Source organism: Sporosarcina sp. OR05 (assembly GCF_041414805.1).
In the GTDB taxonomy this organism is placed as follows: Bacteria; Bacillota; Bacilli; order Bacillales_A; family Planococcaceae; genus Sporosarcina; species Sporosarcina saromensis.
This window is the reverse complement of record NZ_JANKJL010000009.1, coordinates 83,926-103,433: the sequence shown is the minus strand read 5'-3', so window position 1 is coordinate 103,433 and position 19,508 is coordinate 83,926. Positions and strand designations below refer to the sequence as shown.

The following is a 19,508-nucleotide window of genomic DNA, read 5'->3' as shown; positions in this document are numbered from 1 at the left end:
ATGTTGGGGAAAATAAGTAGAAAAATCTTTACATCCGTGATGAGTATGCTTTTAGTAATTTCACTTTTTGCGCCTAATGTACAAGCGGAAAGTGAAGCAGAATTGCAACAAAAAGAACTAGGAAAGGGAAATCAAGAACATGGATTAGCACAGCAAGTTGACGTTGAAGCGAACGACTTGTCTGAAGAACTTTTGACTGAACAAGTAGAACAGCCAGTTGCATCCGTTGATACTATTTTACAAAACGTCTTTTCGTTCTATGAAAATGGACGACAGAACAAAGAGTTTTTTCAATGGGGAATTCCAGAGTTAAACTGGACTGAAATTGTAGCATTGGATGCGGTAGGTAAGTACCTTCATGAAGAAACGACAGTATTGCCTGATTGGGTTGAAAATGAACCATACCTACCTGAGAATAATAGAGGGACAGAACATATCCGCTATATCTTCGGACTACTTGCGTTAGATAAGGACCCGTCCGCAGCTTGGGAAACGAAAAGAAATCTATTTGCAGAATTAGCAGCCCAACAAAAAGAGGTAGACGGTTCAATTGGTGCTGTCAATAAACATATGTGGGCGATGCTTGCACTTGATACTGGAGAGAGATTAGGGTATCCAGTTGGAACTTGGGATGAAAATGCAAAGACAAAAGCTTTACATTTTTTATTATCTCAAGAACTAGAAGGCGGTGGATTTGCCTTTTACGGTACGAAGGTAGATCCAGATATGACAGGAATGGCACTCCTCCCCCTTGCAAATTACCAAGATGAAAGTGCAGCAGTAGAAGCAATAAATCGTGCAAAGCAAGTTCTGCTTACTATTCAACTTGACACCGCGGGATGGGCTGCTTTCAATAAAGAAAATTCGAATAGTATTGCAACAGTCGTTTCAGGACTAGTCGCAATTGGTGAAGATATTTCTTCTGAAAAGTGGACTAAAAATGGATTGACGCCCCTAGATGCTTTAGGGACATTCCAGTTACCGAATGGGGCATTTACGTATACGAAAGACCATCTATTAACGAACATGATGGCGACTGAGCAATCCCTTATTGCATTACAGGAAATCAAAACAGGTAAATCAGTTTGGTATCAATTTACAAATCCCGCAAATCCACCTGAACCAGAAGATCCTACGCATGAACCTATTGTTGTAGGGGGTGAAGAGTATACATTACCTACTTATGAACATGTTGATGTGGAAAAGCCAATCGTTTTACAAATTAATCAAGCAACACTACCGAAAATAACAGCAGAGCGCGCAGGCGCTACATTAGAGATTGACGGTGAGACCGTTGTAACGTCGTCAGACTGGGATCGTTTACTTCAAGTTCCAACTAAGAAAGCTACAACTCAAGAAGAGCATGATAAAATTTCTAACGGCATTAACGGTACATTAGAATCCATACAAACACATATAAAAGTTGGCGGAGAAAAGTCGATCGTATTTGACAGACATGTCACCCTACGCATGGCGGGCTTTGGAAATAAAGAAGCAGGTTTTATTGATACAACTGGTCGGTTCGCAGAAATTCCAAAGATGTCTCCGGATTCTCAACACGATGTATTTTCATATAAAGAAGGCGACGATCTCGTTATAAAGACCAAACATTTCACACAGTTTTTAGTGTATGAGAAAAGTGAGCCTTCTCCTTCTGTACCTCCAACATCACCAAGTACTGTGACATTCTCAGTGGAGAAGAGAACGATGGGGCAAGGGGACATAATATCGTCAACAACAGCAGCCATTCAACCGGGAGATACGGCGTATACAGTGCTCAAACGCATTGCTGAGGAAAGATCCATTGCTATTCGTGCAACGGGTGATGGTCCTACGCTTTATGTTCAATCAATTGATGGCCTCGCTGAATTTGACGGGGGTCCTCAGAGCGGTTGGATGTATTCCGTCAATGGCATTTTCCCTGAGTTCAGTGCGGGCATCTACAAGTTAAAAGATGGCGATGTCCTTCGTTGGCAATATACGAAAAATCTCGGTGAAGACCTTGGCCATTCATGGAATCCACCAGATAACACTGAAACAAACAAACCGGGTGATAACACTATACCCCCTCAATTACCGGAAGACGCGGCAAAACAAATTTCAACATCCATAAAAGACACACAACAAAAGCTTTTGAAAGATGGCGTGAAAAGTGACTGGGAAGCAATTGGCCTCTTCCAATCTGGTATTAACGTACCGAAAAGTTATGTAAAGACATTCCATGAGCAAGTACAAGACCAGATTATCTCAAAATCTGGAAAAGGTCGTATGAAGATTACAGATGTTGAGCGCCTCGTCATGACGGCAGGTGTGTTAGGCATTGACCCAACGAATGTGGACGGGAAAGGCTTTAACTTGCTTGATAAAATTTACAACAGTGAACCACGAATTACGGGCGAAGATAGTTTGACGTTCCAAGGGAATAATGGTGTCATTTTCGCGTTGATTGCGTTGGATTCCAAAAACTACGAAGTACCGAAGAACGCAAAATGGACACGTGAAAAGTTAGTTGCGCAATTGCTGAAAACGCAGAAAGATGATGGTTCCTGGAGTTTGGAAACGTCAAAAGAAGGCTCGACAAGTATTGACATTACAGCGATGGCGTTGACGGCTTTGGCACCGTATCGTAAGCAACCAGAAGTCAAAAAGGCTATCGACAATTCCGTAGCCTTTCTGTCAAAAGCGCAAGGTTCGACAGGTGGCTATGATGAAGCGTTTGTTGGAGGCGTGACGAGCGAAGCAACAGCCCAAGTCATCATCGGTTTGACGGCCAATGGCATTGATCCAAGAAGTGAACAGTTCACCAAAGGCCACACAAACTTGATCGACCATCTGCTCAGTTTTAAAGCGACTGACGGTGGCTTTAAACATGTGGCAGGTGATAAAACGTCGAACGCCATTGCGACCGAACAAGCACTACAAGCATTGGTCGCTTACGATTTATTTAATAAAGGAAAAGGTCGTTTATACAACTTTGAGCAAGTAACCATTCAACCGACTCCGATGCCGTTTACAGATGTAAAAGGCCACTGGGCAGCAGACTACATTCAGCAAGCTAGTGGACTCGGCATCATTAACGGCTATAAAGATGGCACATTTAGACCAAGTGAAACATTAACGCGCACGCAAACCGTGTCAATTCTCGTCCGCGCACTCGACTTGAAAACCGATAAGAAAAGTCCATTTACAGACACTAAAAATTATGCGGATGAAGTACAAGCAGATATTGCTGCTGCATATCATCACGGGCTAATTAAAGGTGTCGGTGGCAAGTTCAAACCGACGGATGAAATTACACGTGCAGAAATGGCTCTCCTCTTCTACCGTGCATATGAAATCCAAAACGGAGAGACATACAAAAGAAACAGTAATGCACCATTTACAGATATGCAGTATTCAACCAATGAACTACAAGCAGCAGTCAGTATGCTGTACGACTTCAAAATGGCGGTAGGGGTCAATGGACAGTATATGCCTACCGATTATGCGAGTCGCGCACATGGAACGAAAATGCTCGTGCAATTTTTACAAGCTCAATAAGTACAATACGAATTCAATCATACGCCATGCATTCAGCACAGATGCATGGCGCACATCATGAGGAAAGGAGTCATCGTTGTGAAGCTTTGGAAATCATTTGCAAGTCTACTCATCATGGTAACGCTCGCAATTTTAGTAACGGCATGCGGAACATCTTTGCAAAAACCGACCGGCCTTGAAGATACAGACCGTGGTAGCGAAACGGTCGAGCTTGCTCAGCAAGAAGATGGTGAGCAACAAACGGCTAACACTGAAAATGAACGTCAGGACATTGCATCGGGCACAACCGAGTCAGTTGAAGAAAATGCGACTGAAATGAAAGATACCGAACCGAGTAAACAGCCTGAAAAAGCAGCTCAAAAGGATGGCAAATCCGATTCAACAACTGCTCATAAGACTGAAAAACCCGCTCAGCAGTCAACCGAAAAACCGGCAACGCAACCCGCAGAAAAGCCAGCGGAAAAACCGTCTGACAAGCCAGCAGCAAAACCCGCGGAAAAACCAGTGACTAATCCGTCAGACAAACCAACGTCCAAACCGACAGAAAAACCAACGACCAAACCGTCCGACAAGCCAGCAACAAAACCGACACCACCCGCACAACCTACAAGCAGCAAAGTCGTCTATTCCATCGTCATATCGTCCACCGAAGTCCCGCTCGCACCGACTGAAATGGACATCCAAGACGGCGACTCGGTATTGTCAGCACTTATCGCCATTACCAAAAGCAAAAAAATTCAAATGGACTATCGTGGCGGACAAGGAGCGACTGCATACGTCGAAGGCATCGATAACGTTTACGAATTCGACAGAGGCCAAGGCAGTGGTTGGATGTATCGAGTCAACGGCATTTTTCCTGATCGCGGCGCGGGCGTAGTGCCCTTACAGGATGGCGACCGCGTCGAATGGTTGTATACGACGAATCTCGGTGTGGATTTGAATGCAAACTTACAGCCGTTCCGTCGCTAGTGAAAGGGGATAACCAAATGGGGAACGGCATTCATACGATCCACCCTTTTGTACTGTTTTTCTATTATCTATGTGCCGGCTTCTTCGCCATGTTTTTCAATCATCCACTGTTTCTATTCGCCGGCTGCCTTGCACTCATTGCGGTCAATTTAACGCATGTCGGTGGCAGTCGGGCGATGAAACAATGGACGCGACTCATGATCAGCATGACTGTACTCATTGTCATGATCAACCCATTCCTCAACTCGGGCGGGTCACATATCCTTTTTTACTTCCGAGGTAAGCAAGTGACGCTGGAGGCGACATTGTACGGTGTCGTCACATCGATGTCACTGCTAATCATTTTATTGCTGTTCATCTCATTAAACATCGTGTTGAATGGCAATAAATTGCTGTACATTTTTTCAAGAATTCTACCGAAAACGGCATTCCTCATCATGCTGTCAATCCGTTTCGTACCGCTATTAAAGGCTCGTTTGATCGAAATCCAAGACGTCCAGCGAATGAAAGGCATGTCCACTAAACAAGGAACGGTCCGCCAGCGGGCGAAAAACGGAATGGCAATCATTCAAATCTTGCTCGCCTGGTCGCTCGAAGAAGCAATCGAAACAGCAGATTCAATGAAAGCGAGAGGATACGGCTCAGGCAAACGTACAACGTATATTCCCTATCGAATGACCCCAACAGATTGGAAATGGCTAGCTTATCTTGCAATGGCTTTCACCATTTCATTGCTAGGCGGATTACTCGGTTATGGAAAAATCGTCATCTATCCAATGCTTGGCACGCTCCATTTGTATCCGCTTGATTGGGTCGTATTGGGGAGTAGTATGGCCATGTGCGTGTTTCCGATTGTTGTAGAAGGGAGAGAACAGCTGAAATGGAATTATTCTGCATGAAGGACGTATCCTTTTCTTTCCCAGAAGCAGAGGAAAAGGCATTGCAACACGTAAACGTTACCATTCACACTGGCGAGTTTGTCGTCATCGGCGGCGCTAGTGGAAGCGGGAAATCGACATTATTAAAACTGTTGAAAAAGGAATTGGCGCCAGCTGGAACGCTTGAGGGTACGATTACTTACAAAGGAAAGCCAGTAGATGATTGGGAACCCAGAACACTCATCGAACAGATTGGCTACGTTTCCCAAGACCCGGACAACCAAATTGTCATGAATGAAGTCATGCAGGAAATCGTCTTCGGACTCGAAAACCTCGGCTACTCCAACTTTGAAATGCGTAAACGTGTCGCAGAAATGGTGCACTTTTTCGGCGTCGAAGATTTATTGCGCGCTAAACCATCCGAGCTATCTGGCGGTCAAAAGCAACTGTTAAACTTGCTCGCTGTGTTGTTAATGAAACCTCGTGTTTTAGTATTGGATGAACCTACTTCTCAACTCGATCCCGTCGCAGCAAAAGAATTACTCCTCATGCTGGAACGGTTGAACAACGAAACAGGCATGACGATTATCATCGTGGAACACCGATTGGAAGAATTGTATGCGATGGCAGACCGAGTCCTCTTCATGGAGCATGGACGACTGCTAGTAAACGGACCGAGTCGCCAAATCATTGAACAACTTTACCGAGACGGAGTGACGCACCTCTATCCATATTTGCCTGCATTCGTACGTCTTTATATGGAATTTGAGCCGGATCCACAGCGAAGTGCCATCCCGCTTACCGTGAAAGCGTGTAAGCAATGGATTGGCATGGATGAACAAGTTCCAATTGATTTGGTGAAGGTGGACTTGGCAAAAGAGCACCGGCATGTACTGTTGGAGATGAAAGATGTTCACGTCCAGTATAAGAAAAACAGTCCATTTATATTGAAAAACTTTCATTTGCAAGTGCGCAAAGGGGAATTTTTCGCATTAGTCGGTGGGAATGGCAGTGGCAAAACGACTGCGTTACGAGCAAGTCTAGGAAGCATACGCCCGCAACGTGGAAAGGTCATATGGGAAGGTCGTGAGTTACGGAAAATGAAAGATGACGAGTGGCTCGGCCAGATCGCTTATTTACCACAAAATCCGAGAACTTTTTTTGTCCAACAAACAATTAAAGATGAGTTACGCAGCATTGGTGAACGATTTAACGTTCAAGAAGTAGAAGCGAAAATGGACAAGTACTTGCAGGCCTTTGGAATCTCACATTTACAAGACAGACACCCGTACGACTGCTCAGGCGGTGAAGTACAAAAGGCAGCACTTGCTTGTTTACTGCTAAGTGAACCGTCCATGTTGTTCATTGACGAACCAACAAAAGGGATGGATCCGCTGTCAAAGCAACATTTGGGTGAATTGTTATCAAATCTCCAACAGCAAGGGTTGACGATTTTCATGGTAACCCATGATATTGGATTTGCAGCACAATACGCAGAGCGATGTGCCATGATGTTTGACGGTGAAATTGCTGCAAGCGGTACACCTGATGAGCTGTTCAAAGGCAATTACTTCTACACAACGGCCATCAATCGTGCGACGCGTGAAACAAGACAAGCGGAAGTGCTGACATACGAGGAGGCGATTGAAACATGGCGCGTTCCAACAACTATTTAGCAATCGTCTCGGTTGTCTTGCTTATTCTACTTGTCGCATCAATCGTCGTGTTCCACTATAAAGCGTATTTATTGCTCAGTTTATTCATGATTGCCTGCATTATGGTGCCATTCTTCATCCGATTTGAATGGCGAGAAGTCGCAGGACGCGAAATTGTCCTCCTCGCCATGTTGGCAGCAATCGCAGCGGTGAGCCGCGTTCCATTCGCTGGTTTGCCAAGCGTCCAGCCTACTTCTTTCATTATCATCATGGCGGGCCTCGTATTCGGTGCGGAATCGGGATTTATCGTCGGTGCAGTGGCGGCAATCGTCTCGAATTTTTTCCTTGGTCAAGGACCGTGGACACCATGGCAAATGTACGCGTGGGGTATGATGGGTATGTCTGCAGGACTCCTACGTAATCTGTGGTGGATGAAAACGCTGTGGGGAAAAAGTATTTTCGGATTTGTATGGGGCTACGTCTTCGGCTGGTTCATGAATCTATGGATCATTGTCGGCAACATCGAAGCCCTTTCATGGGAATATTTCATCGGCATCTATGTATCTAGCATCTACTTCGACTTGGCCCACGCATTGTCCAACGTCTTCTTCCTCGTCGTCTTCGGTGCGAGCTGGATAAAAATCCTACAACGCGTCCAACGCAAATACGGCCTACTCAGTACTGCATAGGTACGCGTAGCTAGAGGGAGTCCTTCGAATAGGGAGAGGACTCCTTTTTCATGCAATGAAAAAACATAGATGATTGGTCAAAGGCATGTAGCGCGATGAGTAAACCTGTCAGCATAACATCTGCCCGCGAAACTAAATTTTGTCTACAAACGCTGCAAATTTTATTAGATTCCCGCTAATCCCTTGAAACGCGGCATATCTCAACGAAACGCCGCTAGTTCTAATTCCTTTCCAGCAATTATTCAACGCGTCTTCTCAAAAGAACTTTAATGACGCGCAATGAACGAATCTCCGTCATCCCGCGTCATAAAAATTAAGTTAACGACGCGCGAGCATCGAAATTTCGTTATACCGCGTCACTAAAAGTAGTTTAACGACGCGCGAGCATCGAAAATCCGGCATAACGCGTCAATAAAAGTAGTTTAACGACGCGCGAGCACCGAAAATCCGGCATAACGCGTCAATAAAAGTGGTTTAACGACGCACGAGTATCGAAACTCCGTCATAACGTGTAAATAAAAAGTAATTTAGAGATACGCAAGCTTCTTTTAAGAAGAAAAACGTCTCGTATCCATAGCACATTTCTTAAATTAAACCCTTTATATGCTCAAAGGCATTCAGCGCGATGCGTAAACCAGTTAGCATCTGCCGCTCCCCGCGGACTAAACAATGTCTGCAAAATCCGCTTAATGCTCTAGGAATTCCGCATAAATCCTAGAAACGCCGCATATCAACCTAGAACGCCGCATACTTGACCCAAACGCGGCATATTTAAACAATTTCCTCATAATCCAAACTCATCAAATCAGCACAAATGCCAAGCTTGTGATACAGTAAAAAAACAAGAAACTCGAGCAAGGAGCGATTTTTTGAAAGCGTATATCGTTAACATAACATTTGAACAGATTGAACCGAAAATTTGGCGACGGGTGGCCATGCCAGCAGGCGCGACTTTTAACCGCTTGCATGAAATCATCCAGCGCGTGACGAACTTTCAGAGTTTTTTCATGGACGAGCCCTATCATTTTTTTGAGATGGAAGTCGATGGGATGCTTATAACAAACAATGAAGCGATGCATGAACAATATGGCAAGTCAAGGTTGAATGGCCTAGTGCTGAAGCGTCCATCTCGTTTGAAAATCGACAGCTACTTAGAAAAAAACCGACAACTTATGTATCGGTATGATAGCGGAGACGATTGGCGGATTCTCGTAGAACTGGAAGCTATCGTGGATGATTATTATTTCGGTTTTCCTACACTACTTGACGGGGAAGGGACTGCGCCTCCCGAAGATGTTGGTGGGCCACCGGGGTATGAGCAATTTCTGCTAACGTATCATAATCCGACAGATCCCGATTATGAAGAAATCCGTGCATGGGCAGAATCACAACAATATCGCCCGTACGATCCTCATTTCCTAAACGATATGCTGAAGTTTTCCAAGTATCAAAAGACAGAATGGGACAAAATTGATCATCGGAATTATGAAGTGTTGTCCGATAAATATCGCGGTCCCTCGACACAAAAGGCAGTAGAAGAAAAAGTCGTAGCAGAAAAGGAAGTTAATCAAAAGGACCAACAGTTGCTCGATTATATTGTCGCATGCACAAATTTATACGGTATTGTGCCGATGGAGCAAGTAGTGGCGATTTATAATGAGCAAAACAGTGATTCCATTACTTTAAATACACTAAACGAGCTTGTACGTGCTGACAGTGTTCAACAACAGTTGGAAGCGCGGTTTGCTTATACCGAACAAGATACATTTGTTGCAGAAGCATTAATCGATCCTACTGACCGTATAGCATTACGAAAGGCGGCGGAAGGAAAGCCTTTCTACATTCCTGATGCAATAGAGCTTTTGCGCTACGTCGATGATCATTATTACGAACGAACACCTGCTCAAAAGAAATTAGTAAAGATGTTAAAAGAAGACTTCGGAACAGCGATTGATATTGAAGAAGAAGTGCATGAGCTCGTCGTAAACTTGCAAATTAGTGGCGGTGCCTTCACAACGCCTCTCTCTGACTTCCTTCAAAGATTGGAACTCTCTGTAGAAAAAGCACAACGTTATATCGGCGTCATTATTGAAATCGCCAACACAACGAGGCTGTGGGAGAACCGTGGCTTCACACCCGAAGAGTTGCAACCCTATGAACAAGAGCGTATGATTGCAACAGCTAAACATGCTCAAGTGAAAGCTGGCCGCAATGAGCCGTGCCCATGTGGAAGCGGTAAAAAATATAAGAAGTGTTGTGGGTAAAACGTATAAGAAGTGCCTGTCCTTTTATGAATGAAGGGCAGGCACTTATTTGTTTATGCTTAATTTCTAATCTCCCATCGTCTCATCTTCTGAATGCACATTTATTGACGTGGCTGTTAATGTAGAACTGTCACTACCGAGTGCCTGAATGGAAATGTGATCATGGAAAATCCGATCTCCGAAATCCCAAGTGATGGACACCAACCATCGCTGCCATCAATGTCATAACCAATGAGTTCTCTTTCACGCCAAGTTCCTGTTCCCGTTGGCGCTATCCAAAACAGCATCGTATCCACATGTTCTGCTTCCACTGAAATGGTCATTGAATGTGCATCTTTCGGAACGATGACCCATCCATGTTTTTCTTCAAAATCTGTTCGAACCTCTAAAATTTTTGGTAATGGCAACTGGACTTCAGTTGGAACGGTGGACGCGTCTGCACGTTCAAGTGGTTCGTTCTCACTGGTACACGCAGAAAGGGTCAAAATAGCCCATGCAGTCAACAAGGCGAAATTCTTTTTCATTGGAACCTCCATGACGTTTGTGATTGGTTGTTTCGTTTGGAATTTTATTATGCGTCCAAATAAAGAGTTTGTGTCTAATTATTCCGATTATGTTCGATTGTAACATATATTAATAAAGGTAGCGCATGTTGTCCTAGTATAAGCTGTTTTAATTGAATACCACCTAAGTTTACTCTAAAGTATAAATTATTGAAATATTTAAGTCGGTTTTTACAAAAATAGGGGGATACTCGATGGTTGATCAAAAAGATATATTACTAGATTTATTAACAGTACATTCAGCTTACGACGTACAAGCGATACAAAGGACAGGTGATTTCACATTCCTCTCTAAATTATCGGGTCTTCCACAAGTGTGGAAACTGGATGAAAACGATGAGCCCATCCAATTTATTCATGCGCATGATCGCGTTCAAAGTGTCTATCATTCACCAAGTGGTGATAGAACCGTCGTTGGAATAGATCGTGAAGGAAATGAAAAGCAGCAACTTTATATTGTAGGAGCAGCAGGTGGGACGCCTGAAGTGCTTGTGGAGTCGTTGCAACACTTTCATCACTGTGGTGGGTGGTCACCAGATGGCAAATACATTTCCTATTCAAGCAATCGACGGTCTCCGGGCTATTTTGATGTATTTGTAATGGACGTCGATACAAAAGAAGTGAAGCAAGTTTTTACGCACAACGGAAATTGCATTCCGCTCGGATGGGTGGATGAACAGACTCTTTTCGTCAATGTGAAGGAAACGAATATTGATAGCACCATTCATGTTGTTTGTCTACAAACAGGGAATCATTATCAAATTGGCGATCATGATGTGCTAGCGCGTTATGAAGCTCCCGTTATGAAAAAAGATGGAGAAGTAGGTTATGTCCTTACAGATGAGAATGAAGAAATGTTGTATCTTAGCGCATTTTCAATAGATGAACCTGATGAACTTACAAAATTGCTCCATTGGGATTCTTGGGATATAGACGCAATCAGCTTAGCCCCAAAAGAGGATGTCCTAGCGTTTTGTCTGAATGAAGGAGGAATGACGAAGTTAGGCATGTATAATACGTCCACAGGTGAATGGGAATGGGTAGAAAATATACCGAATGGTGTCATCGGATCGATGTCTTGGCGATCAGAGAATGCTTTATTATTTACGCTGAAAACACCAACCGAGCCTGGAGATGTATGGGAATATGATCGATTGAGTGGAACAGTAACAAGGTTAACGTCTATCGGGAAATTTGAAACATCTAGAAATTTGGTGGAGCCGGGATTATATACTTATAGATCTTTTGACGGGCTCCAAATCCCTTATTTTATGTATCATCAAGGGCAGCCTGACAATAAACCTGCAATCATCTACGTACACGGAGGACCAGAAAGTCAGACAAAAGCAGAGTATAACCCGATTTTTCAATTTCTTGTGTACCAAGGTTTCACAGTCGTAGCACCAAACATTCGAGGTAGCAAAGGATATGGTAGAAGTTATATAAAGCTTGACGATGCAGATAAACGATTGGACGCTGTCGCCGACTTGGCGAGTTTAGCGAAGGAATTAACGGATGCTCATCAAGTTCTTCCGCATAAAATCGGCATTATGGGACGAAGTTACGGTGGATTCATGGTATTGGCTGCTTTGTCGCACTATCCAAATTTATGGGCTGCTGGCGTAGATATTGTTGGAATGTCTAATTTAAAAACGTTCTTACAAAATACAGGTGAGTGGAGAAGGGGGTTAAGAGAGTATGAGTATGGTTCTCTAGATGTGTACAGTGACTATTTTGATAAAATAGCACCTATGAATCTTTCTGAGAACATTACTGCTCCCTTACTCGTTTTCCATGGCAGAAATGACTCGCGTGTCCCAGTGAGTGAAGCCGAACAGCTTGTACAAGATCTTGAATCTAGGGACCGAGACGTAGAACTCATTGTATTTGAAGATGAAGGACACCAAACTTCCAAAATTGAAAATCACGTAGCATTACATATCAAAACGGTTCAATTTCTTAATCGCCACTTGAACCAAAACTGAAATTTGTGAGAGGAAGGCACTTGCTTCGCTGAACAAGTGCCATCTTTTTCGTCCTGCACCCTCAAAAACACCTTCCTATAAAACAAACAGGTCTACCTCTCCTCTCTCATTAATACAGTAGTAACAAAGCACTCACCACGGAATCTACTAAATAATGGAGGGGACAAATTGAAATGTGTTCATTGTGGGAATGAACAAGCGAACGCGGGTTATTGTTGGAAGTGTGGAACGCCACTGGGCAGGTCGAGCGCAACTACTTCCAGTCAACTCGCTGTACCACATGACGAACGGACAGGGGATGGCCAGATTGCAAAAGTGAACGCGACCATTCAATTCGATAAACTTAAAGAACAAGCCAGCCAATACAAAGCGTATTTCTTTGCACATGTGAAACACCCATCCATCAGCTTTTCAGGACACCAGCCTGAATTTATCAATGGCATCATCTCTCTTTTTCTATATGCGATTCTGTTTGGTGTAGCGACGTTCATGGCCATTCAAGAGAAGTTGCAACAATCTTACGGCAACATGGAAGTGCTAGGTATGAACGAATATGGCAGCCCATCCGCATTTTCAGTCTTCTTTACCGTCTTTCTCTTCGTTGTCGTTTGCATGGCAGTCGTAATCCTTGCATTGTTCATTGCCAATAAATTGTTCGGTCCGGATGATTCAGGTAAAAAGATGTTGATCGTCTATAGCGCTCACACACTTCCCGCAATCATCATAAATCTTGTTGCTTGCGGCTTGCTACTCGTAAATTCAGGGTATTATGGCAGCCTCCTGCTAGTTGCTAGTCTTTTCTATGTGGTCATGCTGGCGCCAAGTTATGTCGTAAGTGTTCTCTTATCGAAGCGCCCTAAAGCTGTAGATCCCGTATATGGATTTACCGTTTTTGCCCTGTTACTTGTTATCGCATGTAACGTGCTCTACCGTGTGTTGGAAGATGCAGCCATTTATAGCTACTTGGCAAGTTTATGGCAACAAGTATAGTAAATCAAAAATACAGGAAGGGTAGACGCCTTCTTGTATTTTTTATTGTGCTTCTTTAAGATCTTTAATTCGCATAAAATGTCTATTAATCGTTTAACGAACTACACCTAATTATCGAACTTTTTACACATTCTTTACACCACCTCCATACGCCGTTGACAATCAATCTATACAATTGGGTTGATTGTTTAATAGAGGAGGAGTTGTGGTGGTATTGAAAAAGAAGTCCATGCTTTCGGCCGTCTTGGCAAGTAGTTTAGTATTCTCTGGGCTAGCGCCTTATGCGGTCATTCAAGCGGAGTCTTTCTCAGATGTTGGAAGTAGTCAAGTTGCGCAAGCAAGTTACCCACAAGTACTTATAACGGAGCTTTTGCCGAATAGTGTCAATGTACCCGGTAAGTCGGCAGATGCTTTTGAGTTCATTGAGCTGTATAACAATCGAAGTGAAGCGATTCAGCTGAGCGACATTAAGCTGGTGTACGGCTATCCGGACGGTCGTGCCACGGATTGGCAATTCGTTGAGAACAAAGAGATCCTTCCGGGTGAGACGATGGTCGTATGGGTGAAAAATGACAACAATGCTCATCTTACGAATGCGGATTTCAATGAGGCGTTCGGCACAACAATACCCGATGCTCAACTAACGTATGTAGAAACAGCTGGTATGGCGAATACGGCAGAGCGGACAATGTCAGTTGCAGACCAATCCGGTATGATTTTTACGACGGTCCGATACACGAAGGATCAAGTAGTGGAAGATAAAAGTATTCGTTACCGATTAACGGCAGACGGGACAGGGACAGAAGCATATCCGGAACTAACTGCTCCGAATCCAGGAACTGTACAGGCGGAACAGCTTCCTGAGGCCCCGGTCGAAGTGGATGGAGAACTTCCTGTCATTACGCATACACCTGTCCAAACAGCGGATAGCGCTCAACCATTGTCGATTGAAGCAGAGGTAACGGATAACATCCATGTACAAGCTGTTAAATTGTTTTATCGATCTGTCAATGAAGGCGTTTGGCTGGAGAGAGAGATGAACCGTACAGCTGGTGATAATTTTGCGGTGGAAATCCCTGCTGAGGAACTGTATACAAAACAACTGACGTATCGGATAGAAGCGTTTGACGGGCAGAATACAGCTTCCACAAGTGAATACACAATCCAGATTGAAGGACAGCCATTTGATCCTCAAGAAGTTCCTACACTATTAGTGACCGAGCTCGTGCCTGATTCGACGAATGTCGGAAGTTTGGATGGGTATGAGTTCATCGAAGTCTATAATAACTCCTCACAGGCTATCAATTTGAATGATTATACAATTCGATACCGTTATACAATGGAAGGTCCTCAAGCAGACTTGCTTTGGAAGCCTGAAGTGAAAGACCTCATCCTTCCATCTGGTGAAACGATGGTATTTTGGGTCATCAACAGTGCCAATGGGGCAAAAACAGTAGAAGATTTCAATGCGAACTATGGTGTGCAATTGACGGAAAACGTGGATATCGTCAAGTTGCATGTCGGAGGAATGGCGAACAGTAGCCCGCGTGGATTAGCCATTGCTACAAATGCAGGAGAAGACATTTCGGTTGCTTCTTATTTCGATGATCCGAAAGTCGATGACACGCAACCGGATAAAGGAATTCAATACACATTCCCGCGAGAACCTGGGAATAAGGAAATGAAAAAATATAGCCCTGGGTTGGAGCCTGCAACACCGGGTTCGGTCGCGACGGTTCAAGTCCCTACAGTGAAGGTGCAATTGCCGGTTGATACACAACCCCCTACGATGGAGGATTTGACAGCAAAAGGGACTGTGTCAGACAAGCAGAATGTGACATTGACGTTTGACGCGCAAGACGATCATTCTGTGAAGACTGTCCAATTGTTTTACAAGACAAAAGAAGAAGATGCATTTCGATCTGTGTACTTAACGAAAAACTACGACACGAAGTTGTTTACACATAAAATTTTCTCTCCTGAGTTGCTTGGAAAGAAAAGTTTGCACTATTATGTGTCCGTATCGGACGGGACGAATGTAGTGGACTCCCCACTTACGACGATTGCGATTGAGAATGAATCATATGATGATATCGGTTTGAATATCGGAGAGGGAGCATTTATTCGAGAGCAAGTGTTGTTAAAAGCATACGGGCATGATGCATCGCTATTGATTGACAATGAAGACGTGACAGCAGAAACATTCGCTGCATTACCAGGACAAGCGTATTTCGCGTTTGACGTGAAGAAAGTGAACTTATATTTTAAAAACGGCGTGACAATTGGAGACGAAATACTCCATATTTTCGACGATACGATTAATACGTATCAAACACTTACGATACCTGTTGACCCAAAATATTTTACACCTGAAGAGGCGACGAAAATTGCCATTCGATCAGGTACGAAAGTGTCACCGTTCGATCCAGAATCAGAGGAAAACCGAGATGACTTTTATGTGAAAAATGTACGGCTTGTATTGGAAGACGGAACTACTTTATATGATCCGGTCTATGCTAATACTGAAAAAGAACTGTTAGTTGGAGATGGAAGCGGTGCGAAAGAGGCGTTCGAATTTGCATTTACGATTCCGACTGAGAAGTATACGGCAAAAGCGTACCGTTGGGATACGACCGCAGTACAAGATGGGGCGCATGTCATCGAAGCGAAAGGATCAATTCCTGCAGTTGCAAATGTTATCGTCGATAATGTTGCGCCGACCATAACGCCTTCCATTGAAGAAGGCAAAACGTACAAAGGTGAATTTACCATACATGCAGAAGTGACGGATGAGCATTCTGGTGTCTCTTCATTAACGGCAACACTAGATGAACAAGAAATCACGTTGCCATACGAAACATCTTCTGCAAAACTAGCAGCTGGTGCGCATAGCGTTACGTACAAAGCTGTCGATACAGCAGGGAACGAAGCGGAAAAAACTATTCATTTTACAGTCGTTGAGGAAAAACCTTACGTGCCAGAACCGATTGCCCCAAAAGATGGAGCAATTGAAGTAAACCCTGATGGCGTGACATTGAAAGTACAAGTAGCCGATCCGACAGAAGATACGCTTAACGTCGCATTTTTCGAAGGCTTTGAGATCAGTGCAACGGATGAACAAATGCTTGTATTTGAAAATAGTAGTGATACGGAACCACCGAAAACGATGATTCCGGCAGGAGAGGTTGTTGTTTCGGACAAAGAAAAGCTTGCAAAAGTAGACGGTGAATACATCGAAACCTCTTCAATGGACCAATTCCCGTACCACAGATTTGAAGTGGAACTCGATGAGCAAGTGTCCGAGAATGATGAAATTGTCCTGAACTGGGAAGGAAAGTCCCATATTGGTCGGAAAGTGTCCATGTATGTTTGGAACAACGTTATCGACAAATGGGAACTGCGGGATTGGAAGATTGCTAAAGATGCATCCAATTTTAAGTTGACAGGCAGTGTTGTGGGGAATGATTATATCATAGATGGGAAAGTGCAAGTCCTCGTTCAAGACGAAATTGCTGCAACTACGGAATTCGATTATTCATTCATCTGGATGTCGGATACACAATATTATGCTGAGAGCTATCCGTACATCTTTGATCGAATGACAAAATGGATTGCGGAAATAAAAGATGAATTGAACGTAAAGTACGTGTTCCATACAGGTGATCTTGTCGATAAAGCACACGAACCCATTCAATGGCAACGTGCCGATGAGTATATGGGAACGCTTGAACAAGCGAATATTCCATACGGCGTGTTGGCAGGAAACCACGATGTCGGCCACAAGACAGGTGATTACGATGAGTATGGTAAATATTTTGGGGAGCAACGGTTTAACGGCAAAGACTATTACGGTGAGTCGTATAAAAACAACCGTGGACATTATGATTTAATTAGCGCAAATGGCAATGACTTCATCATGGTATACATGGGATGGGGTGTGAATGATGAGGACATCGCGTGGATTAATAAAGTATTAGCGGAAAATCCGCATCGGAAAGCGATTCTATCTTTCCATGAATACTTGCTCGTTTCAGGGAATCGTAGCCCAATTGGCGATCAAGTGTACGAAGAAGTTGTGATGGGTAATCCGAATGTTATTGCTGTATTATCTGGACACTATCATGATAGTGAAACATTAATCGATGAAATTGACGATGACGGCGACGGCATTGCGGATCGGAAAGTGTACCAAATGCTGGCGGACTACCAAGGGGGACCTGAAGGCGGGCAAGGCTTCATGCGTCTGTTGAAAGTGAATCCGCTTGAAAATCAAATCCATGTTCAAACGTATTCTCCATATTTGGATCAATACAATTACTACAATCCGGTTGATTACCCAGGGAAAGATGAATTTACAATCGACGTAGATTTGACACCCGTTGAGAAGTTGGTCGCTACGGATTTCTTCGAAGTGGAAGTGTTTACAAATACGGAAATTGGCACAGATACAGGAATTGAAAACGGAGAAGTGGCACAGGCAAATTGGACGAACCTCCTCCCAACAAGTAAGCATGGCTGGTATACGAAAGTGTCAGACGCATTTGGCGGAGAAGTCCGTTCAGGTGTTTGGTCGTTTGTGACGGGACAGAAGGAAGTTGACAATGGCGACGATAACGGGAATGTGATTGTTCCAGAATTGCCGCCAACTGATGGGGAAACCGTGCAAGTGACAATGGATAGCGTGCAAAAAAGTGAAAAAGCGTGGAAAGTGACTGCTTCAAAAGAGGCAGATATGAAATGGCAGATGACGGATGAAGTCGTCAAGGCGGCACGTGAAGCGAATGTTCCAGTCGTTTTTGAAATGAAAAAAGGCCATGCAGTGACGTTGCCAGTAGATGTGTTGCAAGCTGTAACAGATGAAAAAGTGACTGTAGAGCTGGCCGTTAAAGAAAAAATGGATGACACTGCAAATGATGGGCAAGCAACAATTGTAAAAACAGCTGGTAACAAAGCAATTTCTGTACAAACTTCTGGCGACTTCTCTAGTACTGGGAAGGCTACAAGCATACAAGCCGCGGAAAAGTCTGATGAGGTAAAATTGCTGAGTGACGTGCTAGATGTTCGTGTAACAATTGGCAATAAACCGGTGAACCTCGCTTTACCGATTCAGCTAAAAGTAGAAGGTGCGTTGGATCGTAATCAGGCAACGGGAGCGAGTTGGAGAGATGGCAAATGGGCATATGCTGGCGGAACAGAGAAAGCTGGAATGTGGACGATGCATACTTCACCATCAACAGTAGCAGTCGTATCGAAAACGCCAAACTTCAAAGATACGCAAGCACATTGGGCAAAAGAAGAGATCGATTCGTTATATGCCCGTCTCCTTACGCAAGGTAAAACGGAATCGGTGTTTGCCCCTGACGCACAAGTGAGTCGAGCTGAGTTTGCTGTCCTCTTAGCAAGAGTTTTCCAGCTTCCATTAGAAGCGTACGAAGGGAAGTTTACGGACGTACCAGCTTCCAAACAATGGGCGGCACAATCCATTGAGGCGGTACATCGAGCAGGAATTACACTTGGAAAACATGACGGTACATTCGATCCAGATGCAAACATTACACGTGAACAAATGGCCGCAATGCTCGTCCGTGCGATCAAAAGCGAGCGACCTGAATTGTTGAAGGGTGATGCTGCTAACATTTCCTTCAAAGATGAGCATTTGTTTGGTCATTACGCAAAAGATGCTATTCAACAAGCGGCAGCAGTTGGTTTGATTAACGGTCGTTCCAATGGCAAGTTTGATCCGAAACATACGGCGACACGTGCAGAGACCGCGGTTGTTCTATATCGGATGCTAGATTTATAAGTAGCAAACAAGCCTCTGTGGAGAATTTTCCGCAGAGGTTTTTAGGTATGGAGGAGACGAGCAGTTTCGTAGGGATAGGGCAATGTATTGAATCAGTACGTTTTATTCAATGAAAAGTGGTCCGTGGGTAACTGGCCTTCTGAGAATTTGTTTGACGCGCTACATGCATTTT

At 43.9% G+C, this 19,508-nt stretch carries 10 protein-coding genes; 9 read left to right on the top strand and 1 reads right to left on the bottom strand.

Annotation, left to right across the window (positions count from 1 at the left end):
• Nucleotides 1-3 precede the first annotated feature (3 nt).
• The 6 genes from NRI27_RS13260 (at nt 4) to NRI27_RS13235 (ending at nt 9,995) form a co-directional block, all read left to right on the top strand.
• Nucleotides 4-3,540 (top strand): S-layer homology domain-containing protein, encoded by a 3,537-nt coding sequence (locus NRI27_RS13260; protein ID WP_371391126.1) that lies wholly within the window; start codon nt 4-6, stop codon nt 3,538-3,540.
• A gap of 78 nt (nt 3,541-3,618) precedes the next feature.
• Complete coding sequence (locus tag NRI27_RS13255; RefSeq protein WP_371391125.1) at nt 3,619-4,509, top strand: DUF4430 domain-containing protein; 891 nt, start codon at nt 3,619-3,621, stop codon at nt 4,507-4,509.
• 17 nt (nt 4,510-4,526) lie between these two features.
• Nucleotides 4,527-5,408, top strand: a complete 882-nt coding sequence (locus NRI27_RS13250; protein ID WP_371391124.1) for an energy-coupling factor transporter transmembrane component T — start codon at nt 4,527-4,529, stop codon at nt 5,406-5,408.
• Nucleotides 5,405-7,063, top strand: coding sequence for an ABC transporter ATP-binding protein (locus NRI27_RS13245; RefSeq protein ID WP_371391123.1), 1,659 nt, complete (start codon nt 5,405-5,407; stop codon nt 7,061-7,063). The genes NRI27_RS13250 and NRI27_RS13245 overlap by 4 nt, the downstream gene beginning before the upstream one ends.
• Entirely contained in the window at nt 7,039-7,731 is a 693-nt protein-coding gene (locus NRI27_RS13240; RefSeq protein ID WP_371391122.1) for an ECF transporter S component, read from the top strand. The genes NRI27_RS13245 and NRI27_RS13240 overlap by 25 nt, the downstream gene beginning before the upstream one ends.
• Before the next feature lie 869 nt (nt 7,732-8,600).
• Nucleotides 8,601-9,995 (top strand): IS1096 element passenger TnpR family protein, encoded by a 1,395-nt coding sequence (locus tag NRI27_RS13235; protein WP_371391121.1) that lies wholly within the window; start codon nt 8,601-8,603, stop codon nt 9,993-9,995.
• A 116-nt stretch (nt 9,996-10,111) separates the two neighbouring features.
• On the opposite strand, the gene NRI27_RS13230 is transcribed toward NRI27_RS13235, so the two are convergent.
• A complete protein-coding gene (locus NRI27_RS13230; protein WP_371391120.1) occupies nt 10,112-10,519 on the bottom strand; it encodes a hypothetical protein in 408 nt (135 codons plus the stop codon).
• A 233-nt stretch (nt 10,520-10,752) separates the two neighbouring features.
• Here NRI27_RS13230 and NRI27_RS13225 point away from each other — a divergent pair, with 233 nt between their 5' ends.
• From NRI27_RS13225 to NRI27_RS13215, 3 genes are all read left to right on the top strand, one after another.
• A complete protein-coding gene (locus NRI27_RS13225; protein ID WP_371391119.1) occupies nt 10,753-12,543 on the top strand; it encodes a S9 family peptidase in 1,791 nt (596 codons plus the stop codon).
• 168 nt (nt 12,544-12,711) lie between these two features.
• Nucleotides 12,712-13,533: a hypothetical protein gene (locus NRI27_RS13220; protein ID WP_371391118.1), complete on the top strand. Its 822-nt coding sequence runs from the start codon at nt 12,712-12,714 to the stop codon at nt 13,531-13,533.
• Between the two features lie 208 nt (nt 13,534-13,741).
• Nucleotides 13,742-19,336, top strand: a complete 5,595-nt coding sequence (locus NRI27_RS13215) for an S-layer homology domain-containing protein (RefSeq protein WP_371391117.1) — start codon at nt 13,742-13,744, stop codon at nt 19,334-19,336.
• Nucleotides 19,337-19,508 lie beyond the last annotated feature (172 nt).